Here is a 13,436-nt window from a genome sequence, read left to right as displayed (position 1 = left end):
GCTTATTCCTCCGTTTTCGGGCGCAGATTGTTCAGAACCTCACGCAGTCCGTTTTTTGCCTTGTCCGGCTCGGGATGGGGCGCCTCGCCGTCCTTTTTGCCGAGCGACGCGCTGATCTTGTCAATTTCGCCGAGCACTTCACCGGCTTTGCGGGCCATCTCGGCGGATTCCTGCTGGTTGCGTGCCAGCACGGTGCGGTAGTTCTCCTTGGTGGCATCCAGCTGGCGGCGCACCTGCTCGATGGTCTCCATCGACTTGCGGCGCAGCTTCTGCAGCTCCACCTTGGCGTCCTCCTCGATCTGCTTGGCGCGCCGGTACGCGGAAAGCTCCATCTCGGCGATCTTCTCTCTGGTCGCATCGTATTCACCGCATTTGGCTGACAGCTTGGCGTTCTCCGAGGTCAGCCGGTCGTTTTCCGCCGCAAGCTGCGCCGCACGGGCGTTCTGCGCCTCGATCTCGGTCGCCTGCAGGGAAAAACCGCTTTCAATCTGGTCAAGCTGTGCACGGATCTTATCGGTATCCAGCGTCATTTCGCCCAGCCGCTCGAGCAGCTCGGCGTTCTTCGCGGTAAGCGCCTCGTTCTGCGTGCGCAGCTCGTTCATCGCGGACTGAGCCTCGGTCAGCTGAGAGCGAAGCTCGGCGGTCTCGGTGTAGTATTTCGTGTCGGTTTCTTCTATGTAATGCAGTACGTCCTCGCGGTTAAAGCCGCCGAATACCGCACTGCGGAATCCACGGGTTTGCTCGTCCATTGCAGTTCCTCCCACAATAATCTTTCTTTAGTATAGCAAATTCATGAGATAAAGGCAAATAATAATTAGTAATTACTAATTCCTAACTGCTAATTACTGACTCATATATATAATATGTGTCTTGCAATCAAAAAAAGAACGTGCTATTATTATCTTATCTTGCAAAAACGAGGAAGATGCTCAATGTTAGAATTAAAAGATTTCGAGGCAGCTGCGGACCGACTGAAAAACGTCATCCACAACATTCCGCTGTCTACGTCCTGCACCTTCTCCGCCATGACCGGCGCAGAGGTTTATCTGAAGTACGAAAATCAGCAGAAGACCGGCTCTTTTAAGGTGCGCGGTGCTTACAATAAGATTATGAAGCGCTTCGCTGAGGGCGACCTGCACGCTGTTGTTGCGTCCTCTGCGGGCAACCATGCACAGGGCGTTGCCTTTGCGGCAACCGCTGCCGGTGTAAAGTCCACCATCGTTATGCCGCGTTCCGCGCCGATCGCCAAGGTTTCCGCAACCCAGGGCTACGGTGCCGAGGTTGTTCTGGCGGGCAACATTTACGATGAAGCCTATGCCAAGGCGTGCGAGATCTGCGAGGAGACCGGCGCAGAGTTCATCCACCCGTTTGACGATGAGGATGTTATGGCGGGTCAGGGCACCATCGCGCTGGAAATCCTGCGCGACCTGCCGGGCGTTGACATGATCTTCGTTCCGGCCGGCGGCGGCGGACTGATCTCCGGCGTGGCTGCCTGCGCAAAGCAGATCAACCCGCGCATCCAGATCATCGGCGTACAGGCTGAGGGCGCACCGGCGATCGCAAATTCGTTCCGCACCGGCGAGCGCACTCCGTCCGATACCGTGCACACCATCGCTGACGGTATCGCCGTAAAGACCCCGGGCGAAAAGACCTTTGAGTATATCAAGAAGTATGTGGACCGCGTTGTCACGGTTTCCGATGACGAGATTGCTTCCGCTGTTCTGCTGCTGCTCGAGCGCTGCAAGCAGGTCGTTGAGACCTCCGGTGCGGCTCCGCTCGCGGCTGTGCTCAACAACAAGGTGGATGTACGCGGCAAGAAGGTCGTCTGCGTGCTGTCCGGCGGCAATATCGACGTATCCTTTATTCACAAGATTGTGGAAAAGGGCCTGATCACCCGCTGCCGTCAGCTGAAGTTCTCTGTGCTCATGCCGGATGCACCGGGCGCACTCGAGCATTTCTCGCACATCGTTGCACAGCAGAATGCCAATATCATCCTGTTCCAGCATGACCGCGTACAGACGGACCTCGAGATCGGCGAGGCGATTATCCATGTCGTCTGTGAGGTCGGCGGCGTTGACCACGCCAAGCGCCTCATCGACACCCTCACCGATGATGGCTATAAGGTGTTTACTTCGCAGATTTGATAAAAATGCAATGAAATTACAGCGTTCCGCTTGGATAGAGCGGGACGCTGTTCTTTTTTCGGAAGAAATGGAGAATGGAAAGTGAACGTAAATCATCACATTCATTTTCCACTCTCCATTTTCGAGTACTCCTGCCTTGTGTAATGCTCTGCTCTCATGGCAAGATATTATATTGACAAATAAATAACGATGTGCTATTATCTCAGCGTGATAAGGAATGAAAAAACAGGTGGATGTTTTATCGCATTATTTGCCTTAAAACGGATAGAATAATAAAACCACGCATACAGTCAACCGCAGAAAGGAAGCATTACGCTATGGCAGCACACATCAACGACGAAATGCTGAACAAAATGGACGCATACTGGCGGGCGGCAAATTATCTTGCAGCCGGTCAGCTTTACCTGCTCGATAACCCGCTGCTCAAGGAGCCGCTGAAGCCCGAGCACATCAAGAAGAAGATCGTCGGTCACTGGGGCACGGTGCCCGGTCAGAACCTGATTTACGTTCACCTGAACCGCATCATCAAGCAGTATGATCTGGATATGATCCTGCTGTCCGGTCCGGGTCACGGCGGCAATTTCTTCGTGGCGAACACCTATCTCGAGGGCACCTACAGCGAGGTTTACCCGAACATCAGCGAGGACACCGAGGGCATGAAGCGCCTGTTCAAGCAGTTCTCGTTCCCGGGCGGCATTGCCAGCCACGTTGCCCCGGAGACCCCGGGCTCCATCCACGAGGGCGGCGAACTGGGTTATTCTCTGGCGCACGGCTTCGGTGCGGTGCTGGATAACCCCGATCTGATCGCAACCGTAGTTGTCGGTGACGGCGAGGCGGAGACCGGCCCGCTGGCAACCTCGTGGCACGGCAACAAGTTCCTCAATCCGGTGACGGACGGTGTTGTTCTGCCGATCCTGCACCTGAACGGCTACAAGATCTCCAACCCGACCCTGCTTTCGCGCATTCCGGAGGAGGAACTGCGCAAAATGCTCGAGGGCTGCGGCTGGAAGCCGTATTTCGTCGAGGGCGATGAGCCGATGAAGGTACACCGCGCACTGGCGGACACGCTCGATACCGTAACCGAGGAAATCCTCGCCATCCGCAAGCACGCCCGTGAGACCGGCGACACGACCCGTCCGATCTACCCGATGATCGTGCTGCGCACCCCGAAGGGCTGGACCGGCCCGAAGAACGTGGACGGCAAGCAGATCGAGGGCAGCTTCCGCGCGCATCAGGTGCCGCTGATGATGGACAGCCCGGAGCACCTGCCCATGCTCGAGCAGTGGCTGCGCAGCTACCATCCGGAGGAACTGTTCGACGAAAACGGCAAGCTGATTCCCGAACTCAAGGCGCTGGCGCCGACCGGCGAGCACCGCATCGGCGCAAACCCGCACGCCAACGGCGGTCTGCTCATGCATCAGCTGCGCCTGCCGGATTTCCGTGATTACGGATTGAATGTTCCGGCTCCGGGCAGTGTTGAGGGTCAGGATATGATCGAGCTTGGCGCTTATGTCCGCGATGTCATCAAGCTGAACATGGACAGCCGCAACTTCCGCGTATTCGGCCCGGACGAGACCATGTCCAACCGCCTGAGCCACATCTTCGAGGTCACCGACCGCGAGTGGAACGCCGAGCGTCTGGACACCGACGAATTCCTGTCCGCAAGCGGCCGCGTGATGGACGGCATGCTGTCCGAGCACATGTGCGAGGGTTGGCTTGAGGGCTATCTGCTGACCGGCCGTCACGGCTTTTTCGCAAGCTATGAGGCGTTCATCCGCATTATCGACTCGATGGCGGCACAGCACGCCAAGTGGCTCAAGGTCTGCAACGGCCTGCCGTGGCGTCAGCCGATCGCGTCGCTCAACCTGATTCTGGCTTCCAACGTATGGCAGCAGGATCACAACGGCTTTACCCATCAGGACCCGGGCTTCCTTGACCACATCGCCAACAAAAAGGCGGATGTTGTCCGTCTGTACCTGCCGCCCGATGCAAACTGCCTGCTCAGCTGCTTCGATCACTGCATCAAGAGCCGCAACTATGTCAACGTCATCGTGGCTTCCAAGCATCCGCGTCCGCAGTGGCTGACCATGGAGCAGGCTGTGCAGCACTGCACCCAGGGCATCGGCATCTGGGAGTGGGCGTCCAACGATCAGGGCGCAGAGCCGGACGTTGTTATGGCGTGCTGCGGCGAGACGCCGACGCTCGAAACGCTGGCTGCCGTATCCATCCTGCGGGAAGAGCTGCCCGAACTCAAGGTTCGCGTTGTCAACGTGGTTGACCTGATGAAGCTGCAGCCCGAGCGGGAACATCCGCACGGCCTGTCCGATGCAGAATACGACATGCTGTTCACCAAGGATAAGCCGATCATCTTTGCCTTCCACGGCTACCCGACGCTCGTCCATGAGCTGACCTACCGCCGTCATAACCGCAACCTGCACGTTCGCGGCTACAGGGAAGAGGGCACCATCACCACGCCGTTCGATATGCGCGTGCAGAATGATATCGACCGCTTCCACCTCGTCAAGGACGTTCTGCTGCGCCTGCCGCAGCTGGGCAACCGCGGCGCGTACCTCTACCAGAAGATGAGCGATAAGCTGGTGCAGCATCAGCAGTATATCAACGAGTACGGTGAGGATATGCCGGAAGTCCGCGAGTGGAAATGGAAATAATGGAGAATTGAAAATGGAGAATGACCGTGAAGGGATGGTTCTCCGCAGGGCGCACATTGTGCGCCCTTTTTCTTTTGCACGAATGCAAAAAAGTTCGGAAAGTTTTCGGATGGCAGGAATATAATTGTAGGGTGCCCTGGGGCACGACCTCGGCACACACTGCGGTAAGGCCATCTATCACGTTAACGCCTAACTACAAATTATGCTTGACATACCGTCTGGTTCATGTTATATTCTAACTGTACTAAAACACACAGTACAGTTGATACACTCTCAAATCAACAAAAGGAAAGGAGGCGCGTCAGGTGATTAAAATCGACTATCGGGATGCCCGACCCATCTATGAACAGGTGGTGGACGGCATTGAGGGACTGGCTCTGCGTGGGGCACTGCCGGCGGACACCCAGCTGCCCAGTGTACGGCAGCTTGCGATGGAACTGTCGATCAACCCGAACACAATACAGCGCGCTTACGGAGAGCTGGAACGCCGCGGTGTGATCTACGCCGCAAAAGGACGGGGAAATTTTATATCGGACAATGCAGCGGTGCTGCGTTCCCAGAGGCTTAACGAACTGGGTGAGCAGATTACCGCACTGGCCGGTCAGGCGCGCTCGCTCGGGGCGACCGAGGAGCAGATGCGCGGCTGGGTAGAGAGGAAAGGAGAGAGCAGAACATGATTACGGCAACCAACGCGACCAAGCGGTTTGAGGACATCACGGCGGTCGATCACATCTGCGCGGAAGTCAAGGACGGCTCGGTCTACGGCCTGATCGGCTCGAACGGCGCGGGCAAGTCCACGTTCCTGCGCATGCTGGCAGGCATCCTGCAGCCGGACGAGGGCACGGTGCAGATCGACGGCAAGGATATTTTCGAGAACATTGCGATGAAGGAGCGGTTTTTCTTTATCTCGGATGAGCAGTTTTTCTTCCCGAACAGCACACCGAAGGAAATGAAAAACTACTACAAGCGCTTTTACAGCAAATTCGATGAAGCGCGCTACCGCAAGCTGATGAACGGCTTCGGTCTGGACGAAAACCGCAAGCTGCGGACGTTCTCCAAGGGCATGAAAAAGCAGGTTTCGGTCATCTGCGGCGTATGCAGCGGCACGGACTACTTATTCTGCGATGAGACGTTCGACGGTCTCGACCCGGTCGTTCGCCAGACGGTAAAGAGCCTGTTTGCCGAGGATGTAGCGGACAGAGGTCTGACGCCCATCATCGCCTCGCACAACCTGCGTGAGCTGGAGGACATCTGCGACCACGTCGGTCTGCTGCATCGCGGCGGCATCCTGTTCTCGCGCGATCTGGACGACATGAAGCTCGGCATGTACAAAATGCAGTGCATTTTCCCGAATCCGCTGCCGGATTCCGCGTGGGAAGGCTTTGACATTCTGCACAAGGAGCAGCGCGGTTCGCTGTACACCATTACGGCACGCGGCAGCCGGGAAGAGCTGCTCGCCAGGGTGAACGCGCTGAACCCGACCTTCTGCGAAATGCTCCCGCTGACGCTGGAGGAAATCTTTATCAATGAAACGGAGGTGGCAGGCTATGATGTCAAGAAACTCCTGTTCTAAGGGTCTCGTGCGGGATTGCATGAAACGCAACCTGTGGGCCATCGTGCTGTCCACGGTGGGATTCTTTATGGCACAGCTGCTGCCGGTGATTATGACGGCGCAGCACAGCCTGTCGGCACATAAGCAGGATCTGGTCAATCTGAGTGCGGCAGATGCTGCGGCAAGCTGGCAGGGATATGTGGAGAGCGTCGGTGAGATGCTCGGCGGACAGAATATGTTTGTCAAGCTGGCCGTCATCATTCTGGCGGTCACCTGCGGTGTGAGCATGTTCGCGTACCTGCACAATCGCCGCAAGGTGGATTTCTATCACAGCCTGCCGATTTCGCGCAGCCGCCTGTTCGCGGTAAACTACGCGACCGGTGCGCTGTGTGCGCTGGTGCCGTACCTCGTGCTGCATGCGCTGAGCATCGTCTGCACGTGCGCGATGGGCTTCGGTGAGGTGGTCAACGCATCGCTCATCGGCGTGATCGCGTCCAACGTCATTTTCTTCTTCCTGCTGTACGCGATGGCGGCTGTTACGACCATCCTGTGCGGCAACACGGTCATCACGCTGCTGCTCAGTCTGTGGGTGTACTTCGGACCGACACTCGTAACCGCACTGTGGCAGGGCCTCAAGAGCATGTTCTTCCAGACCTATGTGACGGATGCCTCCATGATTTCGCTGCTGTTCTGCAGCAAATTTGCACCGCTGATTCAGTATTTCGGCGTAAACGGCACGAAAATGCATAGCTGGGCAGTGGAGCCTGTCTATACGATGGATTACGCCGCCGGACTGCAGGAGTCGAGTGCCATCGGTCTGCTGATCGGCTATGCGCTTGCGGCGATTGTTATCACCGCACTGGCGCTGTTCCTGTTCCGCATCCGAAAGAGCGAGCGGGCGGGCACGGCACTGGCATTCAACCCGATCAAGCTGCCCGTCAAAATTATCATCTGCGTGGTTATGGGTACGGCGTTCGCTGAGATTTTCAAAATGCTGGTCTACGAATCCGAGCTGTGGTTCTGGGTCGGTCTGGTGCTCGGCACGGTCATCTTCCACTGCGTGGTGGAGATTATTTATGCGTTCGACTTCCGCGCCATCTTCCGCAAGCCGCTGCAGCTGGTTATCATCCTTGCAGTGCTGTGTGCGGGTCTGCTGACCATGCAGGCGGATGTGTTCGGTTATGATGAGTGGCTGCCGGATGAGGGCAGCATTGCAGCGGCAGCGCCGATGGGTTACGTCGGTGAATCGGCACTGCTCAGTGAGCCGGAAAACATCGCGGCATCGCGGCAGCTGGCGGCGCTCGGCGTGGAAAGTCTGAATAACACGGATGAAAATGCACAGAAGGCGTGCATTACCGTCACCTTCAAGCTGAAGAACGGCAAGGTGAAGAGCCGTTCGTATGAGCTGCCGGCCACAGACGAAGTGTTCACGCTCAAAAAGCAGATTTACCAGTCCGCAGAGTACAAGCAGAAGGCGTGGTCGCTGTTTGCGCTCGGCGAGGTCAACGAGGGTTATCACCGCAACATTGTTTTCTACACCAACGGTGACGGCTACAACGGCGTCGGCACACTCAGCGACTCGCAGAAGGCGCAGGAGATCATTGACACGCTCAAGGCAGAGACGCTGACCCACACCGGGGACGCCATGCCGGTGCTGCGCATGGAATTCTCGCAGCAGAACAACGACGATTATTACAGCGAGGGTGCCGTATGCGTGACCGACAAGGACGTAAAGACGCTTGCACTCATCAAAAAGTACGCCAATATCGTTCCCAAGGCCATCAGCGCGAAAAACGTAAAGCTGATTACACTGAGCATCTATCTGCCGGATAAAGACATCTGGCAGGGCGTGCAGGTGACCGACAGAGCAGACATCGACGCGCTGCTCAAGAATGCGGTCAACATTGACGCAATGAATCTGTACGGCAGCGATGCGATGGCGTACGGCGTTATGCAGCAGTTTACCCGCAGCGACGTATCCGTGACCTACACGGACGAAAAGGGCGATGAGTGGAACGCAAGCGCAGGTTACACCGAAGAGGATTATCCGAAGGATATCATCGAGAAATACCGTTCGCAGGCCGAGAAGGACGCGGAAAACGGCGTCGAGTCTGTACAGGACGGTGATGTTGCCTATACAACGGAAGTGCCCCTCGGATGAGAAAGCGCGGTATCATCGGCACGCTGCTTCTGCTGGTGTACCTTGCGGGCGTGGGACTGTTCACCGGTCCCTCGCTGGCGCAGATATTCCTCGGCAGGCTGCCGCAGCCAAGGCTGGAGCTCGTTCCGTTCGCGGATATGATTTCCGTGGTAAAATCTCCGGAGGCGCCCGGTCTGGGTCCGTTCGTGAACATTGCCGGAAATATCGCGCTGCTGTTTCCGCTCGGGCTGTTCCTGCCGCTGTTCTGGCGGTGGTTCGAGCGGGCAGGACGCACCATCCGGTGGTGCTTCGGCACCTCGCTCAGCATTGAACTGATACAGCTGGTCGCGGGCGGCGTCACCTCGGCAGATGATCTGCTGCTGAATACGCTCGGCGGCGCGCTCGGCTTCGCGGCGGCAAGGCTTCTGATGAGAGCGTGCCCCAAGCTCGCGCCGCAGGGCGAGGGAAGGGCAGAGTGGGCAGCACCGCTTGTCTGCTGGATCGTCATCATCGCGGCAAGTACAATATCCGACCTGCTGATTCTGTGGTAGGAGACAGCGGGTCGCAGGATGGATAGAGAGTAATATACGGAAAACAGGCACACCGTGAGGTGTGCCTGTTTTGGGGTTTATGTGATTGAAATACGGGGTAAATACACAAAAGCCGCCCCGAAGAGCGGTTTATTGACAGTATGAAACCATGTATGCTATAATGAAGTTGCTGATATGGAACGGCGAGGTTATTCCCCCGGAATAAGGGGGTGACGTGCATAACAACAATGGAGGTACTTACGTTTCTGATGCTGCTTGCGACGGTTGTCTTCGGTATTTTGAACCTCAAGAAATAACCGCTACCTAAAAAGGCAGCGGCGTTTTCCTCAAGCTCTAAACTTGTTCGGGGAACGACCGCACCTGACACGTGAGAGCCGTTCTTATATCAGTATAATAAACGGACGCTCCGGTTTTGTCAAGTGATGAAACCGGAGCGCTTGTTTGTTGAGAGACATGGTTTTGCACCATATATCCCGTAGGGCGAACGGTGTTCGCCTAAATTGCACGTTGTCGTTGATTGGTAGGGGGGCGCACACTCTGACTCGCTAAGAGCCGCCTACGGCGGTTGCTCGCTGGACGCCTACTGCGGTGGGTGTGTGCGCCCCTACGAGGTAACGTCGCAAATGGCAATATATCGTAACAAACGGTCCGTGCAGGTAGATTTCATCATTGAATGACCGCTCTTTCCTTCGAATTGGGCGCGTGCCTGTCGTGATTGGCTATTGCCGCCCATGGTCGCACTGCCACACGCGCGCCGACCCGTCCGGTGGTGGATTCGCTTCCGTTGCGACGGAAGCCACGCCGGTTGAAACGTGCCACCGGCACGTTTCTAAGAGCCGGCTTTCAAATCCGCCACCTGCCTTCCGCCAAAACAGAAAAAGGACATTCCTTTTGGAATGTCCTTCTGTTTTGGTGGAAGGTGGTGGATTCGAACCACCGAAGTCATAGACGACAGATTTACAGTCTGTTCCCTTTGGCCACTCGGGAAACCTTCCATATTCAGTTACCAGCTTGATTGGAGCTGGTGGACGGACTTGAACCCCCGACCTGCTGATTACAAATCAGCTGCTCTACCAACTGAGCTACACCAGCGTTTTGTCAAGCCGTCTGTCTCAGCGACTTATATATAATAGCATGCAGAGAACAAATTGTCAACAGCTTTTTGCAAAGTTATCGAAAATAATTGTAAAGCCCTGTAAACCGCTATCGGAAAAGGGCGGACACACCGGTCCGCCCCTGCGTATGGATTAAACGAACACATTTTGCACCAGCACCATGTAAAGCACCGTGCCGACGCCGATGGACAGCAGGTTATTATGCTTCCAGATGTGCAGCAGCGCCGTGATGGCAATGCATAGCAGTTCGGGAATACCATGCGTACCCGTCACCCAGCCGACGTTCTTGAGGCAGTACACGACCAGCAGCGCGATGACTGCGGGCGGCAGGGTAGAGCCGAGGTATCGAATGATCGGCGGGATGGGCTTGGAGCCGTTGAACAGCAGGAACGGCGCGACGCGCGTTGCAAATGTGCAGACGGCTGCCACGGCAATCATGGCGATAGCGTATGTCGTTGTCATATCAGGCGACCTCCTTTGCCAGACGGCCGCGCATAGCGACCAGCATGACGCAGATTGCGAGCATGGCGGGCAGGATGAAATTGTCCGGCCCGAGGATGGCGAGCGACACAGCTGCCGCAGCCAGTCCCATCAGTGCAGGAATGTGGCACTTGGTGCTCTGCCATTGCTCCACAAAGATCACCGTGAACAGCGAGGTCATGGCAAAATCAATGCCGGTGGTGTCAAACGGCAGTATGCCGCCGATGATCGTGCCGAGCACCGAGCCGAGGATCCAGTAGCTATGATCCAGTATGGCGATCCAGAAGCGCATATCGCCTGCATCAATGCCCTCGGGCGTCTTGACCGAGCACAGCAGGGAATAGGTCTCATCGGTCAGCGAGAAGATCATGTACCACTTGCGGCGGCCCATCGCATGAAAAGTCTCCAAAAAGGACAGACCGTAGAAGATATGTCGGCAGTTAAGCAGCAGTGTCATCACAGCAACGGTAACAAGGGATGCCTTGGCTGCCAGAAGCGACACAAGCAGATACTGTCCCGAACCTGCGTAGATGGTCAGGCTGCAGAAGAAGGACCAGATCGATCCGAAGCCGATATCGCGCAGCATAACGCCGAATGCGAAACCGATGAACAGATAGCCGCACAGTACGGGTATCGTGGCGGTAAAGGCAGGACGAAGCGCCTTTTTCATGGAAATCACCTACATACTATAAGGGTAAAAGAAAAGCGCTCTGCGAACAGAGCGCTTTGGCATTTCAACGTAAACGCACAAATCGTTAAAATCAGATAGCGCGGGTAACCTTGCCGGAACGGAGGCACCGAGTACATACGTTGATATGGCGGGGAGTACCATCGACCATAGCCTTTACGCGACGAACGTTCGGCTTCCAGGTTCGATTGGAACGACGGTGAGAGTGGGAAACCTGAATACCAAAGGTTACACCCTTATTGCAAATATCGCACTTTGCCATTTTCCTGCACCTCCTTCTTTCGGGCATTGCATAGCAGATATTATATTACCACATGTATAGAATGAATGCAAGCATTTTTTTCAGAAAAAGAGAAAATTTCAAGTTTTCCTGCGGTCCGTGCGGAAATCGTTGAAAATAACAGGAAAATAGGGTATAATACATCTATATCTACTTTATGTATTATACAGTAATATGTATTATACAGCAATAAAACAGCAGAGTAAAGAGGATATAGAATACCTGCCACAGCGGAAGGGAGCATTATACTTATGCAGTTAAAAGAATTCGGTGTCAGCTTGGGCGATCTGATCCATGAATTTAATTTTGAGGTCGTTTACGGTCCGGAAGGCTTTGAAAAGACCGAGATCACCAAGGACGACGTAAACCGTCCCGGTTTGCAGCTGGCAGGATTTTTTGATTATTTCGATCCGAACCGTATCCAGATCATGGGCAAGGTTGAGTCCAGTTATGTAGAGGGTCTGTCGAGCGAGGAGCGCCGCAGCCGTTTCGACCGTCTGTTCGAGACCGGCATCCCTGTGCTGCTGCTCTCGCGCAACATTGACGTATTTCCGGAGTGCCTTGCGGCTGCACAGGAGCACGGTGTGCCGATCCTCCGTACCAATGAGTTTACCTCTACCATCATGAGTGCGATCATCGCCTCCCTCAAGGTCAATCTTGCACCGCGTGTTACGCTGCATGGCGTACTCATCGAAATCTACGGCGAAGGCGTGCTTCTGCTCGGTGACTCCGGTGTCGGCAAGTCCGAGACCGCGATCGAGCTGGTAAAGCGCGGCCACCGTCTGATCGCGGACGACGCGGTTGAAATCAAGCGCGTATCCGACAAGACGCTCGTCGGTACGGCGCCCGAGGTTATCCGCCACTTTATCGAGCTGCGCGGTATTGGCATTGTTGATGTTCGCCGTATCTTCGGTGTCGGCGCGATTAAAATGACCGAAAAGGTTGAGCTTGTCATCAACCTCGAGCCGTGGGAAGACGGCAAGCAGTACGACCGTCTCGGCATGGACAGCCAGACGACCTCCATCCTCGATATCGCGGTTCCGAGCCTGACCATTCCGGTAAAGCCCGGTCGTAACCTTGCCGTTATCATCGAGGTTGCAGCGATGAATGACCGTCAGAAGAAGATGGGCTTCAACGCAGCAAAGGAACTGCAGGAGCGTATGCTCAAGCAGTACGGCAACTGATAAAAGGTAAGGCAATACCGCACCATGCAAGCGGTGCTGCCTTCAACAATTCAATAAAAGGTGGGGATCTTTATGAAAAAAGCAGCGGTATTGGTATGTATGGCGTCTGTTCTTCTTTCAGGATGCAGCGGTGCCGGTGGGGAAAAGGTGTCGCAGACGGCGGATTCCTGCGCGCAGGCGGTTGTGTCCGAGCTGGCAAAGACCGACTGGACGGCAGTCAGCACCGATACAAACAGCGATGACGCTGCGTATGTGATGGCGCATAGGGACACGGTCGCGCTCGACAGGCTGATCGCGTTTACGCTCACGTCCGATGGCGGGCCGAGTGAGGGCGCGTGCGAGGAGCTGCGGAGCCGTTTTCTGGAATCGCCGCATACTGTTCTGGCGTATCTGGTGCTGATGGGGGATCAGACGGTATCGTCGGACGACAGCACACCGGCGGCAGAGTTCATCTGCGGGCAGATTGCCTCGGCGGATGCCGCATGGCATGACGGCTCGGAGGAGTTTGCACAGGTAATGGAATCGTGCAAAGCCGACTATCCGGAAGGACCGGCGGCGGAGCTGCTGAGCAAAATGGAGACGGCGCACGAAGCCTCTCTGGAACGAAATAAATAAGGTATGCAGGCAAAAGCG

The 13,436-nt window shown here is 55.8% G+C and carries 12 protein-coding genes and 2 tRNA genes; 8 read left to right on the top strand and 6 right to left on the bottom strand.

Annotated elements, in window-relative coordinates:
- Window positions 1-2 precede the first annotated feature (2 nt).
- Window positions 3-749, bottom strand: a complete 747-nt coding sequence (locus PG722_RS00485) for a hypothetical protein (RefSeq protein ID WP_270579334.1) — start codon at window positions 747-749, stop codon at window positions 3-5.
- Window positions 750-932: 183 nt separating this feature from the next.
- On the opposite strand from PG722_RS00485, the gene ilvA reads away from it, so the two are divergent.
- The 6 genes from ilvA (at window position 933) to PG722_RS00455 (ending at window position 9,056) form a co-directional block, all read left to right on the top strand.
- Window positions 933-2,144, top strand: coding sequence for a threonine ammonia-lyase (gene ilvA, locus PG722_RS00480; protein ID WP_117751836.1), 1,212 nt, complete (start codon window positions 933-935; stop codon window positions 2,142-2,144).
- A gap of 317 nt (window positions 2,145-2,461) precedes the next feature.
- Entirely contained in the window at window positions 2,462-4,813 is a 2,352-nt protein-coding gene (locus tag PG722_RS00475) for a phosphoketolase family protein (protein WP_270579333.1), read from the top strand.
- A 305-nt stretch (window positions 4,814-5,118) separates the two neighbouring features.
- Entirely contained in the window at window positions 5,119-5,490 is a 372-nt protein-coding gene (locus PG722_RS00470) for a GntR family transcriptional regulator (RefSeq protein WP_118729325.1), read from the top strand.
- Window positions 5,487-6,386, top strand: a complete 900-nt coding sequence (locus PG722_RS00465) for an ABC transporter ATP-binding protein (RefSeq protein ID WP_117751839.1) — start codon at window positions 5,487-5,489, stop codon at window positions 6,384-6,386. Before PG722_RS00470 ends, PG722_RS00465 begins: the two co-directional genes overlap by 4 nt.
- Window positions 6,361-8,526 (top strand): DUF6449 domain-containing protein, encoded by a 2,166-nt coding sequence (locus PG722_RS00460; protein WP_270579332.1) that lies wholly within the window; start codon window positions 6,361-6,363, stop codon window positions 8,524-8,526. Before PG722_RS00465 ends, PG722_RS00460 begins: the two co-directional genes overlap by 26 nt.
- A complete protein-coding gene (locus tag PG722_RS00455) occupies window positions 8,523-9,056 on the top strand; it encodes a VanZ family protein (RefSeq protein WP_270579331.1) in 534 nt (177 codons plus the stop codon). The genes PG722_RS00460 and PG722_RS00455 overlap by 4 nt, the downstream gene beginning before the upstream one ends.
- 910 nt (window positions 9,057-9,966) lie before the next feature.
- Here PG722_RS00455 and PG722_RS00450 read toward each other — a convergent pair.
- The 5 genes from PG722_RS00450 to rpmB all read right to left on the bottom strand — a co-directional run bounded on the left by PG722_RS00450 (window position 9,967) and on the right by rpmB (window position 11,601).
- Window positions 9,967-10,051: transfer RNA gene (locus PG722_RS00450), tRNA-Tyr, on the bottom strand.
- 21 nt (window positions 10,052-10,072) lie between these two features.
- Window positions 10,073-10,148 (bottom strand) — tRNA-Thr (locus PG722_RS00445).
- Window positions 10,149-10,303: 155 nt separating this feature from the next.
- Window positions 10,304-10,633: a branched-chain amino acid transporter permease gene (locus PG722_RS00440; RefSeq protein ID WP_117492285.1), complete on the bottom strand. Its 330-nt coding sequence runs from the start codon at window positions 10,631-10,633 to the stop codon at window positions 10,304-10,306.
- 1 nt (window position 10,634) lies between these two features.
- Window positions 10,635-11,321: an AzlC family ABC transporter permease gene (locus tag PG722_RS00435; protein WP_118360465.1), complete on the bottom strand. Its 687-nt coding sequence runs from the start codon at window positions 11,319-11,321 to the stop codon at window positions 10,635-10,637.
- 91 nt (window positions 11,322-11,412) lie between these two features.
- On the bottom strand, window positions 11,413-11,601 hold the full coding sequence (gene rpmB, locus PG722_RS00430) for a 50S ribosomal protein L28 (RefSeq protein ID WP_110436524.1): 189 nt from the start codon (window positions 11,599-11,601) through the stop codon (window positions 11,413-11,415).
- A 269-nt stretch (window positions 11,602-11,870) separates the two neighbouring features.
- Here rpmB and hprK point away from each other — a divergent pair, with 269 nt between their 5' ends.
- Both hprK and PG722_RS00420 read left to right on the top strand, forming a co-directional pair.
- Entirely contained in the window at window positions 11,871-12,803 is a 933-nt protein-coding gene (hprK, locus tag PG722_RS00425) for an HPr(Ser) kinase/phosphatase (RefSeq protein WP_117492289.1), read from the top strand.
- 99 nt (window positions 12,804-12,902) lie between these two features.
- On the top strand, window positions 12,903-13,418 hold the full coding sequence (locus PG722_RS00420; RefSeq protein WP_270579330.1) for a hypothetical protein: 516 nt from the start codon (window positions 12,903-12,905) through the stop codon (window positions 13,416-13,418).
- The last annotated feature ends 18 nt before the right edge of the window (window positions 13,419-13,436 follow it).

Source organism: Butyricicoccus sp. OF27-2pH9A (assembly GCF_027693185.1).
Lineage (GTDB): Bacteria > Bacillota > Clostridia > Oscillospirales > Butyricicoccaceae > Agathobaculum > Agathobaculum butyriciproducens.
The sequence above is the reverse complement of the archived record's forward strand: the minus strand, read 5'-3'. Positions and strand labels throughout refer to the sequence as shown.

What these genes read in the sequence shown, in the direction of transcription:
- PG722_RS00485 (WP_270579334.1), bottom strand. Translation starts at nt 749, where the DNA reads ATGGACGAGCAAACCCGTGGATTCCGCAGTGCGGTATTCGGCGGCTTT.
- ilvA (WP_117751836.1), top strand. Translation starts at nt 933, where the DNA reads ATGTTAGAATTAAAAGATTTCGAGGCAGCTGCGGACCGACTGAAAAAC.
- PG722_RS00475 (WP_270579333.1), top strand. Translation starts at nt 2,462, where the DNA reads ATGGCAGCACACATCAACGACGAAATGCTGAACAAAATGGACGCATAC.
- PG722_RS00465 (WP_117751839.1), top strand. Translation starts at nt 5,487, where the DNA reads ATGATTACGGCAACCAACGCGACCAAGCGGTTTGAGGACATCACGGCG.
- PG722_RS00460 (WP_270579332.1), top strand. Translation starts at nt 6,361, where the DNA reads ATGATGTCAAGAAACTCCTGTTCTAAGGGTCTCGTGCGGGATTGCATG.
- PG722_RS00455 (WP_270579331.1), top strand. Translation starts at nt 8,523, where the DNA reads ATGAGAAAGCGCGGTATCATCGGCACGCTGCTTCTGCTGGTGTACCTT.
- PG722_RS00440 (WP_117492285.1), bottom strand. Translation starts at nt 10,633, where the DNA reads ATGACAACGACATACGCTATCGCCATGATTGCCGTGGCAGCCGTCTGC.
- PG722_RS00435 (WP_118360465.1), bottom strand. Translation starts at nt 11,321, where the DNA reads ATGAAAAAGGCGCTTCGTCCTGCCTTTACCGCCACGATACCCGTACTG.
- rpmB (WP_110436524.1), bottom strand. Translation starts at nt 11,601, where the DNA reads ATGGCAAAGTGCGATATTTGCAATAAGGGTGTAACCTTTGGTATTCAG.
- hprK (WP_117492289.1), top strand. Translation starts at nt 11,871, where the DNA reads ATGCAGTTAAAAGAATTCGGTGTCAGCTTGGGCGATCTGATCCATGAA.
- PG722_RS00420 (WP_270579330.1), top strand. Translation starts at nt 12,903, where the DNA reads ATGGCGTCTGTTCTTCTTTCAGGATGCAGCGGTGCCGGTGGGGAAAAG.